The organism is Winogradskyella immobilis, from assembly GCF_021887715.1.
Classification (GTDB): domain Bacteria; phylum Bacteroidota; class Bacteroidia; order Flavobacteriales; family Flavobacteriaceae; genus Winogradskyella; species Winogradskyella immobilis.
In genome coordinates this window covers 106,360-126,147 of the sequence record NZ_JAIQXX010000003.1, presented here as the reverse complement: position 1 = coordinate 126,147, position 19,788 = coordinate 106,360, and the positions used below count along the sequence as shown (strand labels likewise).

General features: G+C 32.0%; 15 protein-coding genes. 5 read left to right on the top strand and 10 right to left on the bottom strand.

Going from position 1 to position 19,788, the window contains the following annotated elements; all coding sequences use genetic code 11:
- Window positions 1–152: 152 nt before the first annotated feature.
- The 6 genes from lpdA to K8Z87_RS03465 all read right to left on the bottom strand — a co-directional run bounded on the left by lpdA (window position 153) and on the right by K8Z87_RS03465 (window position 8,683).
- Window positions 153–1,553, bottom strand: a complete 1,401-nt coding sequence (lpdA, locus tag K8Z87_RS03490) for a dihydrolipoyl dehydrogenase (protein ID WP_227476093.1) — start codon at window positions 1,551–1,553, stop codon at window positions 153–155.
- An 89-nt stretch (window positions 1,554–1,642) separates the two neighbouring features.
- Window positions 1,643–3,244: a S41 family peptidase gene (locus K8Z87_RS03485; RefSeq protein ID WP_227476092.1), complete on the bottom strand. Its 1,602-nt coding sequence runs from the start codon at window positions 3,242–3,244 to the stop codon at window positions 1,643–1,645.
- A gap of 151 nt (window positions 3,245–3,395) precedes the next feature.
- On the bottom strand, window positions 3,396–5,354 hold the full coding sequence (locus K8Z87_RS03480) for a thiol-activated cytolysin family protein (protein WP_227476091.1): 1,959 nt from the start codon (window positions 5,352–5,354) through the stop codon (window positions 3,396–3,398).
- Between the two features lie 260 nt (window positions 5,355–5,614).
- Window positions 5,615–7,513, bottom strand: coding sequence for a tetratricopeptide repeat protein (locus K8Z87_RS03475; RefSeq protein WP_227476090.1), 1,899 nt, complete (start codon window positions 7,511–7,513; stop codon window positions 5,615–5,617).
- An 80-nt stretch (window positions 7,514–7,593) separates the two neighbouring features.
- Window positions 7,594–8,223: a CPBP family intramembrane glutamic endopeptidase gene (locus K8Z87_RS03470; protein WP_227476089.1), complete on the bottom strand. Its 630-nt coding sequence runs from the start codon at window positions 8,221–8,223 to the stop codon at window positions 7,594–7,596.
- A 1-nt stretch (window position 8,224) separates the two neighbouring features.
- Window positions 8,225–8,683 carry an Lrp/AsnC family transcriptional regulator gene (locus tag K8Z87_RS03465; RefSeq protein ID WP_227476088.1) on the bottom strand — a complete coding sequence of 153 codons (459 nt, stop codon included), beginning with the start codon at window positions 8,681–8,683 and terminating at the stop codon, window positions 8,225–8,227.
- A gap of 160 nt (window positions 8,684–8,843) precedes the next feature.
- Here K8Z87_RS03465 and K8Z87_RS03460 point away from each other — a divergent pair, with 160 nt between their 5' ends.
- Window positions 8,844–10,070, top strand: a complete 1,227-nt coding sequence (locus tag K8Z87_RS03460) for an aminotransferase class I/II-fold pyridoxal phosphate-dependent enzyme (protein WP_227476087.1) — start codon at window positions 8,844–8,846, stop codon at window positions 10,068–10,070.
- Between the two features lie 10 nt (window positions 10,071–10,080).
- Here K8Z87_RS03460 and K8Z87_RS03455 read toward each other — a convergent pair whose 3' ends face one another.
- Window positions 10,081–11,118, bottom strand: a complete 1,038-nt coding sequence (locus K8Z87_RS03455) for a metal-dependent hydrolase (RefSeq protein ID WP_227476086.1) — start codon at window positions 11,116–11,118, stop codon at window positions 10,081–10,083.
- A gap of 86 nt (window positions 11,119–11,204) precedes the next feature.
- Between K8Z87_RS03455 and nhaC the strand changes: the two genes are divergently transcribed.
- Together nhaC and K8Z87_RS03445 are read left to right on the top strand one after the other, a co-directional pair.
- Entirely contained in the window at window positions 11,205–12,674 is a 1,470-nt protein-coding gene (nhaC, locus tag K8Z87_RS03450; RefSeq protein WP_227476085.1) for a Na+/H+ antiporter NhaC, read from the top strand.
- A gap of 340 nt (window positions 12,675–13,014) precedes the next feature.
- Window positions 13,015–13,290, top strand: coding sequence for a hypothetical protein (locus K8Z87_RS03445; RefSeq protein ID WP_227476084.1), 276 nt, complete (start codon window positions 13,015–13,017; stop codon window positions 13,288–13,290).
- Between the two features lie 5 nt (window positions 13,291–13,295).
- Here K8Z87_RS03445 and K8Z87_RS03440 read toward each other — a convergent pair whose 3' ends face one another.
- Together K8Z87_RS03440 and katG are read right to left on the bottom strand one after the other, a co-directional pair.
- Window positions 13,296–13,766, bottom strand: coding sequence for an ankyrin repeat domain-containing protein (locus K8Z87_RS03440; protein WP_227476083.1), 471 nt, complete (start codon window positions 13,764–13,766; stop codon window positions 13,296–13,298).
- A 73-nt stretch (window positions 13,767–13,839) separates the two neighbouring features.
- On the bottom strand, window positions 13,840–16,035 hold the full coding sequence (katG, locus tag K8Z87_RS03435) for a catalase/peroxidase HPI (protein WP_227476082.1): 2,196 nt from the start codon (window positions 16,033–16,035) through the stop codon (window positions 13,840–13,842).
- 220 nt (window positions 16,036–16,255) lie between these two features.
- Here katG and K8Z87_RS03430 point away from each other — a divergent pair, with 220 nt between their 5' ends.
- Window positions 16,256–16,498 (top strand): putative signal transducing protein, encoded by a 243-nt coding sequence (locus tag K8Z87_RS03430; RefSeq protein WP_227476081.1) that lies wholly within the window; start codon window positions 16,256–16,258, stop codon window positions 16,496–16,498.
- A 25-nt stretch (window positions 16,499–16,523) separates the two neighbouring features.
- Here the strand turns inward: K8Z87_RS03430 and K8Z87_RS03425 are convergent, their stop codons facing one another.
- The gene (locus K8Z87_RS03425) at window positions 16,524–18,149 is read right to left on the bottom strand and encodes an ABC-F family ATP-binding cassette domain-containing protein (protein WP_227476080.1); all 1,626 of its coding nucleotides are present in this window, start codon (window positions 18,147–18,149) and stop codon (window positions 16,524–16,526) included.
- A gap of 188 nt (window positions 18,150–18,337) precedes the next feature.
- On the opposite strand from K8Z87_RS03425, the gene K8Z87_RS03420 reads away from it, so the two are divergent.
- Window positions 18,338–19,780, top strand: a complete 1,443-nt coding sequence (locus tag K8Z87_RS03420) for a TlpA family protein disulfide reductase (RefSeq protein WP_227476079.1) — start codon at window positions 18,338–18,340, stop codon at window positions 19,778–19,780.
- Window positions 19,781–19,788 lie beyond the last annotated feature (8 nt).

The window sequence follows — 19,788 nt, the reverse complement described above, 5'->3', positions numbered from 1 at the left end:
TGATTCAATTTACTCTTTGATAAGCGAAGTTAAAATTTTAAAGTCTTAAAATCAATAGTTTATACTCACAAACTATTAGTAGTTTTAAACAAAAAAAGCATCTACGTTATAGTAAATGCTTTTTAGATTCTTCGTTACACTCAGAATGACAATTAAATATGTAATGCTCTATCTGCAGTTGCAGCTAAAGCCGCTTCTTTAATAGCTTCTGTATAGGTTGGATGTGCATGAGACATACGCGAGATGTCTTCGGCAGAGGCTCTGTACTCCATAGCTACAACACCTTCTGCGATCATATCTGCTGCACGTGCACCAATCATATGAACGCCTAATACTTCATCTGTAGTTTTATCTGCTAATATTTTTACAAAACCATCAATATCCATACTTGCTCTACTTCTTCCTAAAGCACGCATAGGGAATGATCCTGCTTTATAAGCAATACCATCTGCTTTTAACTGTTCTTCCGTTTTTCCTACAGAAGCAACTTCTGGCCATGTATAGACTACGCCAGGAATTAAGTTATAGTTAATGTGTGGTTTTTGTCCTGCTAAAGTTTCAGCAACAAACACACCTTCTTCTTCTGCTTTATGTGCTAACATCGCGCCTTTAACGACATCTCCAATAGCATAAATATTAGATGCAGAGGTTTGCAAATGTTCATTAATTTCTACTCTACCGCGTTCATCTAATTTAACACCAGCGGCTTCGGCATTTAAACCATCTGTATAGGGACGACGACCAACTGATACTAAACAATAATCACCTTTAAACTCTACTTCTTCGCCTTTTTTATTATTCGCTTTTACAATCACTTCATCTCCTACTCTTTCAACAGAAGTCACTTGATGTGATGCGTTAATTTTAAATTTTGCTTTCTTAAAAACTTTATTGAGTTCTTTAGACAAGCCTGCATCCATTGTTGGAATAATACGATCTGCATACTCTACAATAGTCACTTCGGCACCCAAACGGCGATACACTTGTCCTAACTCCAAACCAATAACACCACCACCAATAACAATTAAATGTTTTGGTATCTCTTTAAGCTTTAAAGCTTCTGTAGATGTTATAATACGTTCTTTATCTAAGTTTATAAACGGTAAGTTAGAAGGTTTACTTCCTGTAGCGATAATAGTATGTTTTGCTTCTATTTCTGTAGCGTTTTCACCAGCAATAGAAATATGTGTAGCGTCTTTAAAACTTCCTAAGCCTTGGTAAACGTCTATGTTGTTCTTTTTCATTAAAAAATTGATACCACCCGTTGTTTGGTCTACAACTGCTTGTTTACGTGTTATCATTTTTTCGAGATTCACCTTAACTTCACCAGGGATATCTATACCATGTTCTTCAAAATGTTTTACGGCATCATCATAATGATGGGATGAATCTAAAAGCGCTTTACTTGGTATGCAGCCTACATTTAAACAGGTACCTCCAAGTGTGTTGTATTTTTCTATTATTGCTGTTTTCATCCCTAGTTGTGCGCAACGAATGGCTGCTACATAACCTCCAGGTCCAGAACCGATAACGGCTACATCGTATGTATTCATGATGAGTTTTTAAATTTTGAAGTACAAAAGTACAATTTTGATTGTATTTTTTCGGTTTTTAAAACGAGTTACTTCAATAGACGAAAAACTTATTTTTTACTTTCAATATTTTTTAACACCCATTGCAATTCTGGATCTCTATTTTCTAGCCGGTCTTTAAGGGTTGGTGTAATTTCTACATCTGGTTTTACACCATATCCATCTGGTTGTTTTTTAAACGGTGCATCGATATGCATTAACCCTATGCGTAAACGCACTTTACTATTTGGTAATTTATAGGTTTTATAAATTCCGGCTACAGTTCCATTATAAGCTCCTCCGGTCTCTTCTCCTACAAATGTTGCCCGATTATTACCGTCTAATTGTGTAGATAAAATAGAAGATGCTGAGAATGAATTTCCATTAATTAACACATAAATAGGGCCTTTGTAATTATGCGGTTTTGGTTCTTGTGATTTAGCGCTTTTAAACTTGTAATACAGTTTACCATCTTTTTTAGACGTCCTAAACACATTTAATGGAACTATGATTGGTGAGAACAATCCTGCTATAATTTTGGTTGTTACTGAGGTTGAGTTACTCATTAATTGTTTTAGGTATGGAATTCTACTATTGACCTCACTTGGGTTTATCATCACATAATCTTTATCTGTGAGATAACCGTATAAATATGAAATTTCATTTAATCGACCACCAAAGTTGTCTCTTAAATCGATAACTAAAGCTTTAGATTGACGCTTATCGATCTCTGCAAAACTTTCTTCGTAAAACTCCTTGTATTTTCCGTTAGTAAAGCCTCTAATCTTCATTACAGCTACAGAGCTATCTTTGCCTACAAAATTTAAGTTTCTAGTATATTCTTTTCTAGCTGCATTGTAACCATATTTTTGGTTATGCTTCCTTTTAGCTTTATATTTTATCTTTTTAGCTTTTTTCTCTGCTTTTGTGAGTTTCTTTTTTGGAGTCTTTAGTTTTATAGAGTCTACTTTAGTGGTATCTTTTTTTAATTTTTCTAATTCAGATCGTAGCAATCGTTTATAGGTTTTTGTAAATACAGAATCTTTAGTCTTAAGCCTAAAAGCAATGCTGTCAAAACGTCCAAATTCCCGAGCATAATGCGTTAAAAATCGTTTCCCTATTACTCTATTATAATAAGTAGTATTATAACCATCTGACACTAATCGTTTCTTGTATAATGCTACAAGTTCTGGTATTGTTTTTTGATCTATACTTAAAACTTCACTACCTACTAATACTGAATCTTTACCACGCGTATTGACTATCCAAAGTTTATCATCTAAATAATCAAAATCTAGATTATTAACGTCAAATTTAGATCCAATTAATGCTTTACGTTCTTGTTTTGTTCGTCGCAAATTTAAAAGCCCTAAGGTCATATGTCCTTGACCTACAGATTTTGTGACCACTGCTAATTTCTTATAAAATGTACGGCTGTCCATTGGCTGAGTGATGGCTGTTTTTAAACTATCAAACTTTGTATCCATTACTTCTTTTGATGTAAATTGATACAGATGCGGATGATGTCGTTTAAGCTGTTTATACGCTTTATCTACATCGTCATGTAAATCAGCTACAGCATGTAACTTTGTAATTTGAAGATTATGTTTCTCTACAGATGCGCAAGACGTCAATAACAATAAAATGCTAAAAAAGAGTAATTGTTTTTTCATTGATGGTATATTATTTAAGTGTTATATACTAATAGACGTATATTTTGATTATAGGGTTGCTTATACTTTTATAATTTTTCGATAAATATGCAATTTAAATAAAAAAGCACCTCTATAGAGGTGCTTTTATTAACAAATTCAAAATAATTATTTAATTAATAATCCATGGTCCTTCTAAAGCTCTTGTAGGTGTAGAACGGTATTCAAAAATCTCATTTCCGCTCTCATTTACTATTAACCATCTTCCATTACTACCTCCAAGATTTATAAAACTTATTGCTCCAACTTCATCAAATATCATTCTACCACCTTCATTTGGTCTATCATCAAACCAAGTCGATGAAGCTAAAGGGTTTTCCCATCTTATTCCACTAGATTCTGAATTGATAAATAATGCATATTCATTACCTGTGCTTTCAAAAAATGCAAATGTTTCTGCTCCTACTCTAGCTCCCGCACCAAAACCTCTACCAGCAAATTGAAAGTTTGCAAAAGATCCAAATAATCTATTTGTTGTATCAATAATCGGTGTGCCATTAGTATCTAATTGGTAGTTTCCGATAGGTGTTGTAGGTGCATCACCATTAGTGGTTAAAGCTGGATCAGATATATCATATTCCATAATAGACACCAGTAAGCCCGATTCATCAAATAAAAATAGTCTAGTATCACCTAGCTGAATTGCTGCACCAACATCATCTAATGGTACTTCGCCTAAAGGTGAATTGGGGTCTTTAATTCCGAATACTCTTTTTATTTCTCCGCTATTCCCATTAAACCAAGCATATCTAGTTCCCAATTTATTAAAAACCAATACATTACTTTCAGCTACATGTAGCATTGCTCCTATACCGCCGCCATCTTCATCATTAGCAAATAAATCTACTAACGATAAATATCCTTGAGGTGGTAATATTCCTCTAAGTTCACAATTAACAATATCATATTCTGTTGAAATATTTGTACCTACAATAATGTCTGGTCGTTCAACACTTCTTACAACATACGATAATGGAAGCCCTTGTCTTATATCAACACTTTCTGCTAAATTATTTGCTATAGTTTGTATATTAGTTTCTCCTGCTAACTCAAAAGCACCTCTAGAGTCTCCTCCATAAGCAATAACTTTAATACTTAAATTATCTAAAGCTTCAGTCTGATCTACTGCTATTTCACCTTCAACAGAATTTCCAAAAGATTCATACGCTAAATTAAGTTGAGCACTCATTTCTTCTCTACTTGATGTGGACTCTATTAGCATATAAAAAATGCGACCATAAGTTACTGAAGAAATAAAAGCTGCAGGATTATCATTCTGTACAAATGTGCTTAACTGTTCTGGCGTTACACTTTCATCAAAAATTTCATCTAAACTCGTAGGCAGATCAAAACTCATTGTATAATACTGTTGCGTCAACCTAACCAAAGTACTATTAAACGAGCTTTCTTGATTTAAAGATAAATCTGCAGCCACCTGTGTTGTATATGTGTTGATATCTATACCCATTTCTAAAGCGAGTTGTTGCTCAGATTCTATTTGTATAATATCTAATTGAAAGTTTGCTGGTGTGGCTCCTGTGGCATTTGCTATAATACTGTTAATTCCATTTTGTATTGAACTACGTGAAACTTCATCTACTCTAAAACTTGAGTTGGGGTTACCATCATTAATATTATAAGATATAGTACCTCCTGCGCGTCTTACAGGTATTGGTCTTGGTGTAGCATCATTTAATGTAGCTCCTTGTAATAAATTTCCTGGATAGACTATTTCTGCATTAGGGTTGAATAATGGAAATGTACCATTACCTGCAGTGACACTTACAGTTTGAGTTGTACAAATAAAACGCTCAGTAATGGTGTTATCATTTTCATCTTCTCTATCAAAATCTTGATTTTCAACTGATACTTCATCGTTTGTTATTTCTTCACTTCTTCCTTGTGGAAAATCTTCAAATTCACCACCGTTATTAATAACATCCTGAAATGTATTTAAGTCTGGAATATCAGGGTCAGTTGCTTCATCTGAATCACTACATGAATAATTTAAGATTAGCATAATACATAAAGTGATTACTAATCGAAATTGAGTTTTGGATTGTGGTTTCATAATTTTAATTGTTTTGTGGTTTAAATCATTTATTAGTTTTTGTGACTTATTCGGAAAAAAGTCTGCAGCCTTTAACCGAACAAGTCCACAAAACTGCTTTGTCAATTCAATGACACCGCAAACCTAAATCTTGAAGGATATATATTAAAAAAACAGAAGTGGACAAAGGGTGGACAATTGAAATTTAAATTTTAAAAAATTAATAATCAATTGATTAAGTCAATATGCTAATAATAAGAATTGTTATAGCGATGCGTTTTTTAAAGGTCAAAAACAAGGTTCTGTAATGAATTTTCCGAAGTTAAATTCATTTTTTTACGAAGTCTATAACGTGCTTTTTTAACTCCTTCTGAAGAAATATTTAAAATGTTAGCAATTTCTTTTGAAGATAAATTCATCTTTAAAAGTGATAATAACCGAAGTTCATTTGGTGTTATTTGCGGATATTTATGTACTACTTTAGTATTAAAACCTTTGTGTACACTTTCAAAATAACGTGCAAAATTATTCCAGTTTTTATCATCTTTAAGATCAAAATTAATGGTGCGTATGAGTTGTTGATAGCCCGTTGAACTGCTTTCTAAATCTTTAAACTCTTCAGCTTTTTGTTTTAAACTTTCTAATATTTCATTCTTTTTTGCTAGATGCAACGCATGTGTGGTTAATTCTTTCTTTTTAAAATCGAGTTCTGTATCTAACTTTTGTTTTTCTAATTTAGCTCTTTTTATTTTTTGTCTAAACCCATAGAAACCAAAACTTATGGCTAATAATGATAAAATTAAGCCACCACCCAAAAGCACCTTTTGTAAGGTACTTACTTTAGCCTTTTGCTCTAATAAATCGATTTCATTTTTTTGAAATACAATTTGATCTTCTTTTTTTTCTGTTTCGTAAATTGTTTTAAGTTCTTCTATCTGCTGAGATTTTGTTGTATTATAAATAGAATCATTTATGGTTTTATATTGCTTAAAATCTTGAAATGCTGCGTTTGTATTATTTAGATCTTCGTATATTAATGATCTTAAATAATAACCTCTAGAAAGTGTATTTTTTGTATTTAATTCTTTTGAAATATTGATTGATTCGTTAGTATACTGCAACGCTTTAAAGGTATTACCTAATTTAATTTCAACATTTGCCAAGTCCATCAAATTACTAGACACACTGCTTTTAAATCCTAAACCTTGATCAATAGTATTACCTTTTATTAATAAGTCTTGAGCTGTTTTATACTTTTTAAGTTTAGCATTTAAATTTCCTAAACTTATTAAAGATGTCCCTTCCTCAGACTTAGCATTATTGGCAATAGACAATTTCAAAGCTTCATTAAAAAACTTCTCAGCCAATTTCAATTTATTCTGATCTAAATATACATTTCCAATGCTTAAGGCTACAAATGTCTTATAAGTGATATCGTTATAATCATCATAAATGCTATAAGCTTCGTTATAATAGTCATTAGCTTTATTTAGATTATTAAGATTAACCTCTATATCACCTAGTTGTTTTAATGCATCAGCACTTCTAATAATGTCATTTTTTTCTTTAAAAAACTTTAACGCTTTTAACGTTTCATTCAGTGCTATTCTATAATTTCCTAACTCAATATGTATCTCTCCAATTAATTCATATTCTGAACCTATTAAGTTGAACGTTCTCCTTAAATCTGTTGCACTAGTATCTCTTTGTTTATAGATGTCAATATTTCTATACGCATAAGACAAAGCTTCTTTATAATTGCCTAAATCTTTTTCTAAACCTGCTCTAGAATGATTTACAAACAATTCGCCTATTAAACTATTTGCACTTTTAAATAATTTTTCTGCTGTATTGTAATAATACTTTGCAGAATCTATATTTCCTCTAAATTTATGAAAGTCTGCGAAATGAAAATTAGCACCAGCAATGCCTCTTTTATAATCTATTTTTTCTGATAATTTTAGCTCTTTCTTTGTATATGAATATGCTAAATCTGGTTCTCCAAACTGTAACTGCTCAAAAAGCCTCCCATAAGTTTGTATCCTTTGAATTGTATCGGTTGAAGTCTCTGCTATATTTATAAGGCTATCTATATATTTCTGCCTTTGTTGATTTTGAGACCAAGTAAGATTAGTATTAACACATATTATTACGATAATTAATTTGATGTAATTTCTCATAATTAACTAAATTAATTACTAGCTAAGATACATATTCTTGCTTAAAGTAAGTATACATAAAAGTATTAGGTGTCATCAACTCAAGAAGGAAAACCAAGCATTGCTCCCATTCCTACTGTAAATAACCAACACCCGTAAATAGCATGCTCTATAGATACTAAAAGTGTTGATTTTGTTTTTTTGTAGGACAATGCAAATAATATGCCACCAATAAAGGTTAAAATCATAACTAATGTATTTCTAAAAAATAAATGTGCTAATGAAAACAAAATAGCATTGATAATAATAAATATGTTTTCATTTTTAAAAAGTGGTTGATAACGCTGAAAATAAAAAGTTCTGTAAATTAATTCTTGTGGATATACTGAAAAGGCCGAATAAAAAAACAATATAAATAACCAGAGTTTAGGTTTATTTATAACTACTATGTAAAGATTTTCTTTATCTACAAACCAAACATATAATGTGGTTAAAAATGCAATAATTAGAAGTTGTATAAATGTGCGTTTCCAAAAAACTTTCCAATTGAGGTTTTTAGCAATTCTGAATTTATTTTTCTCTACTATCAATAAAAGCACAATTATATAGATAAACCCTAAGAGCCCAAACCCTAGTTTAAACCAAATCGGAATATCTAATACCAAACTTATTGGTGCTAAAACAAAGAGAATAAATAATTCGGCAAGTTTATAATTGGTTTTCTGTAGCATTTTAAATGGTAATAGCTGTAGTGTGTTTTACTTCATTAATCATAAACATACTATGCGTACTGCCTATATGATCAATATTTGTGAGTTTTTTAACCATAAACTCTCTAAAAGCTTCCATATCTTCTACAAGTACTTTTAACAAATAATCGTAATCTCCACTGATATGGTAGCACTCTAAGATTTCATCAATTTTTGCAACTTCACGTTCAAAACGCATCACATAGTCTTGTGCATGTTTTACTAGTTTTATATGACAAAAGGCTACAAAAGCTTTTTGTACCGTTTCTTTATTTACTAAAGCGACATACCGTTTTATAACTCCTTGATTTTCTAACTTTCTTATACGCTCATATACAGCAGTAACCGACAAGTTAAGCTGGTTTGCTAATGCTTTATTGGTTTGCTTACTATCGGTTTGCAATAATTGCAATAAGTGTTTATCTGTTGCATCAAATACCATAAGTGAATATTTTTCGGAATACAATTAATTACAAACAAATTTAATGAAAATAAAACTATATAATTATATTATTTTAGATTTTAAATCTACACCATTATAAAAGTATTGATTTATAATCTATTTATTATGAATTTTGACATAATTAAATAAAACAACTATTATGGCTTTTAAACCTGCAAACAACATACAAGATTTACAATACTTTGGAGAATTTGGTGGCGTAAATCCTTCTATTTCAGATTCATCAACATATACCTTTTTATCTGCAAAAACAATGTTTGACACTTTTGAAGGTAATGCCGATGGTTGTTATTTATATTCAAGACACTCTACACCTTCTAATTTGTATTTAGGCGAAGCTCTAGCTGCTATGGAAGGTACAGAAACTGCTAATGTCACTGCTTCTGGAATGGGTGCTATTACACCTGTATTATTACAACTTTGTGAAGCTGGAGAACATGTAGTAAGTAGCAGAACTATTTATGGAGGTACTTATGCGTTTTTAAAGAACTTTGCACCACGTTTAGGCATAAACACAACATTTGTAGATATTACAAAATTAGATACTGTTGAAGCTGCAATTACGCCAAAAACTAAAATACTGTATTGCGAATCTGTGAGTAATCCACTTCTTGAAGTCGCTGATATTAAAGGTTTAGCTGAATTAGCAGAAAAATATAATCTAAAACTTGTTGTCGATAATACCTTTTCACCATTGTCGATCTCTCCTGTAGAATTAGGTGCTGATGTTGTAATTCATAGCTTAACCAAATTTATAAACGGTTCTTCAGATACTGTTGGAGGTGTTGTTTGTGGCACACAAGAATTTATTGATCAATTACGTAATGTTAACGATGGTGCTGCTATGCTTTTAGGATCTACAATGGATAGTTTAAGAGCAGCTTCTGTATTAAAAAATTTAAGAACACTTCATATAAGAATGCAACAGCATAGCACTAATGCTATGTATTTAGCAAAACAATTTGAAAATGATGGACTTAAAACCGTGTATCCTGGTTTAGCATCTCATCCATCTCATCAATTGTTTAAGTCTATGATGAATGAGAAATATGGTTTTGGTGGCATGCTAACCATAGATGTAGCCTCTTTAGATAAAGCAAATGCACTTATGGAGCTCATGCAAGAACGTAACCTTGGGTATTTAGCTGTAAGTTTAGGATTCTACAAAACATTATTTAGTGCTCCTGGAAGCTCTACATCATCTGAAATTCCAGAAAATGAACAAGAAGAAATGGGACTTACCGATGGATTAATTCGTTTTTCTATTGGTTTAGATGCCGATATAGAACGTACTTATACTATGATGCGAGATTGTATGGAAACATTAAATATACTTAAAACTAAAGGTAAAACTGTATTAGTATAAAAAACTATAATTATTTTCCTTTTAATCGTTTTAGCATCGGTCCAAATACATCAGAGATTGTAGTACCTTCTTCAAAGTCTGGCCCACTATTTTTCATATCCCAACGCTCATTCTTTTTAAAAATCTTAAAGGTAAAAAGAGAACTTTCAGAATCTTCAGGGTCTAATAATGGATAGCGCAAATCGCTATAGGTATATTCTCCTTTAATATCTGTTAGTCTTACTTTGTAATAATCATTACTAAACCATGCTAAAGTGGCTAAATCTTTATCCTTTATTGGTACTAAATCAATCGTATCTTTTTTAATAATTTTCCAATCCGTAATTCTATTGCTCTTATCTAAAAGCGAATAAAAGCCTAAATAATATTCGGTTTCTGTTTCTGCCACTCCATACCAAAGAATGTTATTTAAAATTGTAGGCTGACTTCGATAGCGCAAATAGGTTATATCATTGACTTTTAAAGAAGCTTTAAAAATATGATTGATATAAATCTTATTTGCTATTGTAAATAGCATATAAGCAGAACTTATACCTATTCCTATTTTTAGCCATAATCGACGTTTAGAATTCTGACGTTTATAAAATAGTATTACAATTAAACCAATTAAAAATGGAATTGTATATAAAGGATCTGCTACCGAAATGGTATTAAATGCAACCCGGTAATCTGTAAACGGATAAAACAATTGTGTCCCATAAGGTGTAAAACAATCTAAAATAGGATGTGTAAGCAACGACCAGAAAAATAGTAACCTCCAATCTTTTAATGTTGTCGTGCCAAAGCGCTTCCCTTTATCATACAGTTTATGGGTTAACCAACCAAAGAGGAAAGCTCCTAATATTGAAAACAGAATAGAGTGTATAAAACCCCTATGAAAAGCCATAGCTTGTATTTCGTTACTGTACAACCATGGACCAATAAAGACATCTAAATCTGGTAATGTACCACCAACAGCACCAAAGAGCAAAGCTTTGTTTCCTATTTTCTTTCCTAATACTGCTTCTCCACAAGCAGCACCTAAAACGATTTGAGTAAGTGAATCCATAAATTTAGAATAACAAAAGTAAGCAACTGAAACGATTTGCAAATGGTGATTCAAAATCGTAACATTACAACACTAAAATAGCTAAGATGCAAGACGATAATAACATCTCAAAAATTGATATTGATGATCAAAAGATTATTAACAATAAAGAATTAAGTTTAATTGAAGCACTAATTCCTGTTGTATTACTAATGGGTTTATTGGCCTATAATATTTTTTTTACTGAAGATCAAGAATGGTTTGGTGGTTATACCAATCAAATTATTTTATTAATGGGAGGTGGTTTTGCAGCGCTTGTTGGCTTTTATAACAAAGTAACGCTAGGCATTATGATTTCTGAAGTATGGGAAAACCTTAAAAGTGTTTTTATTCCGATAATGATTTTGTTTTTAGTCGGTGCTTTGGCTGGCACTTGGTTAATTAGCGGTGTTATTCCTGCCATGGTTTATTATGGTTTACAGGTATTAAGTCCTGAAATATTTTTGCCTGCGTCAGTAATTATTGCCGCTGTTATTTCTATTGCTACAGGAAGCTCTTGGACCACATCTGCTACTGTAGGTATTGCTTTAGTTGGTATTGGTACTGCTTTAGGTATTTCGCCAGGTATGATTGCTGGAGCTGTAATTTCTGGAGCGTATTTTGGAGATAAAATGTCGCCATTAAGTGACACTACAAATTTAGCACCTGCAATGGCTGGCACCGATTTGTTTACACACATTAAATATATGGCATTGACTACAGTACCTACTATTATTATAACTTTAATTGTTTTCGGAATTATTAGTGCTAGCATAGAACCAACAGGCTCTACTGATATCAGTAATTTATTAGCATCTATAGATAATACATTTAATATATCGCCTTGGTTGTTTCTTGTTCCTGTAACTGTTATTGTATTAATTCTATTAAAAACAAAACCCCTAATAGCTTTAACCTCTGGAGTTATTCTAGCCGCTATTTTTGCTGTTATTTTTCAAGCAGACGTTATTGCTACTATATCTGATTCTAGTGTTTCAGCTATTACTAATGCTATATTCACTGACACAAGTGTCGCTACAGATAATGAAGCGCTAAATGAGTTGTTTTCTGCTGGCGGAATGCAAGGTATGCTTTGGACGATATACCTCATCACATGCGCTATGGTTTTTGGAGGTGTTATGGATGGTATTGGTGCATTAGCACGAATCACAAAAGCATTACTGTCTTTTGCCTCAACTGTTTTTGGGTTATTTGCAAGTACAGTTATTAGTTGTTTAGGATTAAATACTATTGCTTCAGATCAATATTTAGCCATCGTTATTCCTGGGAAAATGTTTAAAAAAGCGTATGAAGATAAAGGACTTGCACCTGAAAACTTAAGTCGTACACTTGAAGATTCTGGCACAGTAACCTCTGTACTTATTCCATGGAACACTTGTGGAGCTTACCAAAGTAGTGTACTCGGTGTTGGAGTTGGCGAATATTTCTTATATGCTATTTTTAATTGGCTAAGTCCTTTCACAACACTATTATTCGCTGCTCTAAATATTAAGATTAGGCAGTTGATTAAGAGATAAAACTCACTAATTGATTATATGGTATATGGTACGTTTCTTTCTAAAGGCTAAACATTGGTCTCTGTTTCTTCTTTTTCTAGGAATACCAGTTATCTTTCAATTGGTTATGATAATTTTACTTGTTATAGAAACTAATATACACTCTAGTTCCGCTTCTATCAGTACAATCTTCCTTTTTAGTTTCTTTCCTCTAATAATTATTTTTTCAATTTTAGTTCTATTCGGTTGGTTTTGGTCAATTGTCATCGGCTTAAATCAAATGATTCCATCTGAAATAAAAGTGAACATAAAAAGGTTTAAATTCTTTTTCTTTATTCCTCTAGTATATATTCTATTTTCAATGATTTACTTGTTAGGTTTGTTTAGCAACATTTTGAATGGATCTGGCGTATGGATAGTAACCATAATTATTCCTTTACATTTATTTTCAATGTTCTGTATATTTCATACCATATATTATGTAGCTAAAACAATAAAAACAGTTGAATTAAAAAGGAGAGTAAGCTTTATCGATTTTGCTGGAGATTTCTTTTTAGTATGGTTTTATTTCATTGGAGTATGGATTCTTCAACCTAAAATAAATAAGGTAACTATTAGTAATAAACCTGGTGATTAATGTTATTATTTCAATAACTCAATAACCTCATTTAACTCTTTTGCTTCAGCATAATCTATAGCCATTTTGCCATCATTATCTATAATAGTGGCATCTGCATTATGTTCTAGTAATAGCTTAACGCTATTTACTTTATTATACATTGCTGCAAAAATCAATGGAGTAACTCCATTATTATTTTTAGCATTAATATCTGCATCGTTTTCTAACAAATACTGCATTATGGCTTCATTACCTTTAAAAGACACTCCTATAAGTGCGGTATTACCTGATGCGTCTTTTGCATCTATAGGTGCATTGTGTTCTATCAATATTTTAGCTATAGCTTCATTATCAAAATACGTTGCAAAAATTAATGGAGTAAAACCTCTTGCATCTTTTGCATTTACCAAATCTGGATTGTGCTGTAGTTGTGCTTTTACATTAGCGACATTACCAGTTTGAATGGCATTAAAAAAGAGTTCTGTTGCATTCATAATATGTGTTTAAAATAAAAAAGGAACACGTTACATATTGAACGTATTCCTCTTTTTCATAATTTATTTATCATTAATTTAAATCAAAACGATCTAAATTCATCACTTTATTCCAAGCAGCAATAAAGTCATTTACAAAACGTTCTTGGCCGTCGTTTGCACCATAAACTTCAGCTACAGCTCTTAATTCTGTATTAGAGCCAAAAATTAAATCTGCTCTTGTTCCTGTAAATTTAACAGCACCTGTTCTACGATCTCTACCTTCAAATAAAGTATCATCGTCTGAAGTTGCACTCCATGTATATGTGAAATCTAAAATATTTGCAAAGAAATCATTAGAAAGCGCTCCTACATTGTCTGTAAAGACTCCGTGATTAGAACCATCAAAATTAGTTCCTAATACTCTTAATCCACCTACTAATACTGTCATTTCTGGGATAGAAAGTGTCAATAAATTAGCACGATCAATTAGTAACTCTTCAGCTGATAATTTTATACCCGCTTTTAAATAGTTTCTAAACCCATCAGCTAAAGGTTGTAAGTGATTAAAAGATTCTAAATCTGTTTGTTCTTGAGATGCATCGCCTCTTCCTTGCGTAAAAGGTACTGATACACTATGTCCTGCATTTCTAGCAGCTTCTTCTATACCAGCAACACCAGCTAATACAATTAAATCTGCCATAGAAATTGTACCGCTAAATGTATTTTGAATGCCTTCATATACATTTAAGATACGTTCTAATTCCTTAGGGTTATTCGCTTCCCAGCTACGTTGTGGTTCTAATCTTAAACGACCACCGTTTGCTCCACCACGCTTGTCTGATCCTCTAAATGTAGATGCTGAAGCCCAAGCTGTTCTTACTAAATCAGATATTGATAATCCAGATGCTAAAATCAATTTCTTTAACGTGTCAATATCGTTATCACTTAGTGCATAATCTACTGTTGGGATTGGATCTTGCCAAATTAATTCTTCACTAGGAACTTCTGGACCTAAATAACGTTGAATAGGTCCCATGTCTCTATGCGTTAACTTGTACCAAGCTCTTGCAAAAGCATCTTCAAAAGCCTTATGATTCTCATGGAAACGCTTAGAAATTTCTAAAAATCCTGGATCTACCTTTAATGCCATATCAGCCGTAGTCATCATCAAAGCTTGCTCTCCTGTTCCTCCAGCAGTAGGAGCCATTGGCGCATTAGAAGCTGCTGTTGGTGTCCATTGGTGTGCACCAGCAGGACTCTTAGTCAATTCCCATTCGTTGTTTAATAATACATCGAAAAAAGAATCATCCCATTGTGTCGGGTTTGGTGTCCAAGGACCTTCAATACCACTTGTAATTGCATCATCTAAAACTCCTGATTTATATGTGTTTTTCCAACCTGTACTCATTTCTTCTATTGAAGCGCCGTGTGGTTCTGCTCCAACATATTTATCTGGATCAGCAGCACCATGTGCTTTACCGAATGTATGTCCTCCAGCTACTAAAGCAACCGTTTCTTCATCATTCATTGCCATACGTCCAAAAGTCATTCTAATATCATGTGCAGATTTTAATGGATCTGGATTTCCATTTGGTCCTTCAGGATTGACATAGATTAATCCCATATGTACTGCTCCTAAATGTCCTTCTAAATCACCATCGCTAGTATCATAACGATCATCATTATCTAACCAACCTGTTTCAGAACCCCAATAAATATCTTGTTCTGGTTCCCAAACGTCTTCACGACCACCTGCGAAACCAAATGTTGGGAAGCCCATAGATTCTAATACACAGTTACCAGCAAGAATCATTAAATCTGCCCAAGAAATTTTATTCCCGTATTTCTTTTTAACTGGCCACAGTAGTAAACGTGCTTTATCTAAGTTACCATTATCTGGCCAACTATTTAAAGGAGCAAAACGGTGTGTCCCAGATCCTGCACCACCACGTCCATCTCCTACTCTATATGTACCTGCACTATGCCAAGCCATACGAATCATAAATCCACCATAATGTCCGTAATCTGCTGGCCACCAATCTTGAGAATCTGTCATTAATGCGATAACATCCTTTTTAAGTTCTGTAAAATCAACACTATTAAATGCTTTCGCATAATCAAAATCATCACCCATTGGGTTATTTTTTGATGCATTTTGACGAAGAATATTTAATTTTAATTCGTTAGGCCACCAATCTCGGTTACTCGTACCTCCACCAGCAGACTTCTTTTGCGTCCCATTAAAATATGGGCATTGGCTTATATCGCCTCCATTACTATGATCCATGATATTATATTATTTATTGATTTATAATTTTTGAATGCATAAAATTAAGTATTTAGTAAGCCATCCCTAAAGCATTAATATTTTTTTAATTAATCTTTTAATAGTTAAAATTTATAGACTTATTTATTTTGATAGTTATGTTGAATAAATATTATTACATATATAGCAATAATCTCAATAAAATTTTGTAACTTATTATGGAATTTTAACACCTATAGTTATGAGCACAACAGAATATGTAAAAGTATACGATGGTAATTTCATTTTAGTTACACGAATTAAAAATGGGCTAGAAGCTATTGGTATTATCCCTATTATTAAGGATGAAGGAGAATCTCAGCGTTTGGGTGGCCAAGACACCTTAAATAGTGGCTACCAAGAAGTATACGTAAATAACGAAGAATTAAACAAAGCCATAGATGTTGTAGAACGTGTTAGAGCTGAAATGGAAATTTCTGAATAAAGCTTCAAATTTTTATCACTATAAACTAAGCTGTAACCGCATACATTTTTTCGCGCTGGTCTTTAATTTTCTTGTCACTCATATACTCGTCAAATGTCATATAGCGATCTATAATACCGTTTGGTGTTAACTCTATTATACGATTACCAACAGTCTGTGCAAACTCATGATCGTGTGTGGTAAAAAGGATAGTTCCTTTAAAATTCTTTAACGAATTATTAAACGCTGTAATACTCTCTAAATCTAAATGGTTTGTTGGCTCGTCTAACATTAAAATATTAGCTCTCATCATCATCATACGACTTAACATACAACGTACTTTCTCGCCTCCAGATAATACATCTGATGTTTTTAAGGCTTCTTCACCACTAAAAATCATTTTTCCTAAGAAACCACGTATATAAACTTCTTCACGTTCTTCTTCAGTTGTTGCCCACTGACGCAACCAATCAACAAGCGTTAATTTATTATTGAAGTATTCGCTATTATCTAATGGTAAATACGATTGTGTTGTGGTCACTCCCCAAGCATATTCGCCAGCATCTGCTTTTGCTTTTCCATTAACTATTTGATAAAATGCTGTAGTTGCTCTAGAATCTTTAGAGTAAATAACCACTTTATCTCCTTTAGCTAAATTAATATCAATGTTTTTAAATAAAGTTTCTCCATCAATACTAGCAGCTAAACCTTTTACGTTTAATATTTGATCTCCAGCTTCACGGTCTCGTTCAAAAATTAATGCAGGATAACGACGACTAGAGCGTTTGATATCTTCAATATTTAATTTTTCAATCATTTTTTTACGACTCGTAGCTTGCTTAGATTTTGCAACGTTTGCAGAAAAACGACGAATAAACTCTTCCAACTCTTTCTTCTTTTCTTCAGCTTTTTTGTTTTGCTGTGCATGTTGGCGTGCAGCTAATTGAGATGACTCGTACCAGAATGTATAATTCCCCGAAAAATGATTAATTTTTCCGAAATCTATATCTGAAATATGAGTACAAACTGCATCTAAAAAGTGCCTGTCGTGAGATACTACTATAACGCAATTATCGTAATTGGCTAAGAAGTTTTCTAGCCATGAAATTGTTTCGTAATCAAGATCATTCGTTGGTTCATCCATAATCAACACATCTGGATTTCCAAATAATGCTTGTGCTAAAAGTACTCGTACTTTTTGTTTGCCATCGAGATCTTTCATCATCATATAATGTAAATCTTCCTTAATACCTAAGTTAGATAACATTGCCGCAGCATCACTCTCTGCATTCCATCCATTCATTTCTTCAAATTGCACTTGAAGCTCACCTATTTTTTCAGCATTTTCATCCGTATAATCTGCATATAAAGCATCGATTTCAGTTTTTAACTCAAATAAAGGTTTGTTACCCATTATAATGGTTTCTAAAACTGTATGCTCATCATACAGGTTATGATTCTGTTCTAAAACAGACATACGTTTCCCAGCTTCTAAATGCACATGGCCTGATGTTGCATCTTGTTTTCCTGCAATAATCTTTAAAAATGTAGATTTTCCAGCGCCATTAGCACCAATAATACCGTAACAATTTCCATTATTGAACGTCGTATTTACTTCATCGAAAAGCACTCGTTTTCCAAATTGAACAGATAGATTAGAAACTGATAACATGATTTATTATTTTAGTTATATCTCAACAGCTATACATGCTGATTTTTTGAGATTGCAAAAGTAGAAAATTCTAATGATTACAAGAAATAAATACCAATGATAGTAATATTTAACTTGGTATTAACAAGACATTAAGACTTCAAAACATATTTTTGTTTTTAACGCCATAAAAAATAATCATCAAAGAGGTGAAATCTTTATTAATATATCTATTAATTTTTATAAGTTTTATAGGTTGTAAAAACAATCCTTTAAGCAAAAGTAATGACGACGCTTATTTTGGTGGTGAAATTATTAACCCTAAAGAGAATAAAGTCATTCTTTTTAATCGTGAGCTAGGGATTAGTGATACATTAATGCTAGATGATAATCGTCGGTTTATATATAAACTATCGGACCTAAAAACTGGTGTATATTCTTTTAGACATGGTGGTGAATTTCAATTGGTTATTTTAGAACCAGGAGATAGTATTATGCTTCGTCTAAATACTTATGATTTTGATGAATCCTTAGTATTTACAGGAAATGGTGCTAGAAAAAATAATTATTTAATAAAGACTTTCTTAAGTAATGAAAAAGAAAGTAGACGTCTTGTAAAGCATAGTAAAAAAGAACCTGAATTTTTTGAAACTTTCATAAATAAAAGGCATGAAAAAGAGTTACAACACTTTAGTCGTTTTCTTGAAAAAAAGCCAATTTCTGAATATGCTAAATCTATTATAGAAGGCAATATCAATTACCATAATTATGCTGATAAAGAAATCTATCCGTTTATCTATTTCGGAGCTAATAAAATGGTACATGTAAAAGATTTACCTAAAAGTTTTTACAGCTTCAGAAACGATGTAGATTATGATGCTGCCCATTTAAGAAACTTCCTTTCTTATAATCGCTTTTTATCCTCACACTTTGATAATATTGCGCTTATTCCATATTACCATAATAAAAATTATCATAGTGCATTTAACAGGCATGAAATCTACTATAATAAGGCGAAATTAAATTTAATAGATAGCCTAGTCTCTAATAAATTTATTAAGAATAATCTCTTAAGGAATAAAACTAGAGAGTTTATAAATAATTCTAATAGCGAAGAAGACATTAATGATATTATGGCTTATTATTTATCTAGAACTACAAACGAAAATCATATAAAATCTATGAATAGTCTTGTGGCTTCTATGGATAACCTTAAACCAGGAAAAGGTTTACCTGATTTAAGTATTATCAATGTAAATAATGAAGAATACGCCATTGCTGATGTTGTCAATAAACCCACATTGATTTATTTTTGGTCTTCAAATGCAAAAAGGCATTATAGAAATAGTCATTATCGAGTAAATAAATTAAAAGATAAGTTTCCGCAAATTGCATTTATGTCTATTAATATCAATGATAATTCTGCAAGTTATTGGAAAGAAACTTTAAACCAGTACAAGTTTGATTTAGATAACGAATATCGCTTTAAAAGTCCAACAGAAGCAAGAGAAACTTTAGCTGTTGATTATCTCTATAAAGTAATTATTGTTGATAGAAATGCTAACATTATTCACCCTAATGTTAATATTTTTAGTGATGACTTTGAAATAACACTAAAAGATGTGATACAAAAAAAAGGATCTATTAAATAAATCCTTTT

Excerpts from the sequence above, each read along its gene's own strand:
- K8Z87_RS03440 (WP_227476083.1), bottom strand. The coding sequence starts at position 13,766 with ATGAATGCAACAGAACTCTTTTTTAATGCCATTCAAACTGGTAATGTC.
- K8Z87_RS03465 (WP_227476088.1), bottom strand. The coding sequence starts at position 8,683 with ATGGTATTTGATGCAACAGATAAACACTTATTGCAATTATTGCAAACC.
- K8Z87_RS03445 (WP_227476084.1), top strand. The coding sequence starts at position 13,015 with ATGATTTACTTGTTAGGTTTGTTTAGCAACATTTTGAATGGATCTGGC.
- K8Z87_RS03430 (WP_227476081.1), top strand. The coding sequence starts at position 16,256 with ATGAGCACAACAGAATATGTAAAAGTATACGATGGTAATTTCATTTTA.
- K8Z87_RS03475 (WP_227476090.1), bottom strand. The coding sequence starts at position 7,513 with ATGAGAAATTACATCAAATTAATTATCGTAATAATATGTGTTAATACT.
- K8Z87_RS03455 (WP_227476086.1), bottom strand. The coding sequence starts at position 11,118 with ATGGATTCACTTACTCAAATCGTTTTAGGTGCTGCTTGTGGAGAAGCA.
- lpdA (WP_227476093.1), bottom strand. The coding sequence starts at position 1,553 with ATGAATACATACGATGTAGCCGTTATCGGTTCTGGACCTGGAGGTTAT.
- katG (WP_227476082.1), bottom strand. The coding sequence starts at position 16,035 with ATGGATCATAGTAATGGAGGCGATATAAGCCAATGCCCATATTTTAAT.
- K8Z87_RS03480 (WP_227476091.1), bottom strand. The coding sequence starts at position 5,354 with ATGAAACCACAATCCAAAACTCAATTTCGATTAGTAATCACTTTATGT.
- K8Z87_RS03485 (WP_227476092.1), bottom strand. The coding sequence starts at position 3,244 with ATGAAAAAACAATTACTCTTTTTTAGCATTTTATTGTTATTGACGTCT.
- nhaC (WP_227476085.1), top strand. The coding sequence starts at position 11,205 with ATGCAAGACGATAATAACATCTCAAAAATTGATATTGATGATCAAAAG.
- K8Z87_RS03470 (WP_227476089.1), bottom strand. The coding sequence starts at position 8,223 with ATGCTACAGAAAACCAATTATAAACTTGCCGAATTATTTATTCTCTTT.
- K8Z87_RS03425 (WP_227476080.1), bottom strand. The coding sequence starts at position 18,149 with ATGTTATCAGTTTCTAATCTATCTGTTCAATTTGGAAAACGAGTGCTT.
- K8Z87_RS03460 (WP_227476087.1), top strand. The coding sequence starts at position 8,844 with ATGGCTTTTAAACCTGCAAACAACATACAAGATTTACAATACTTTGGA.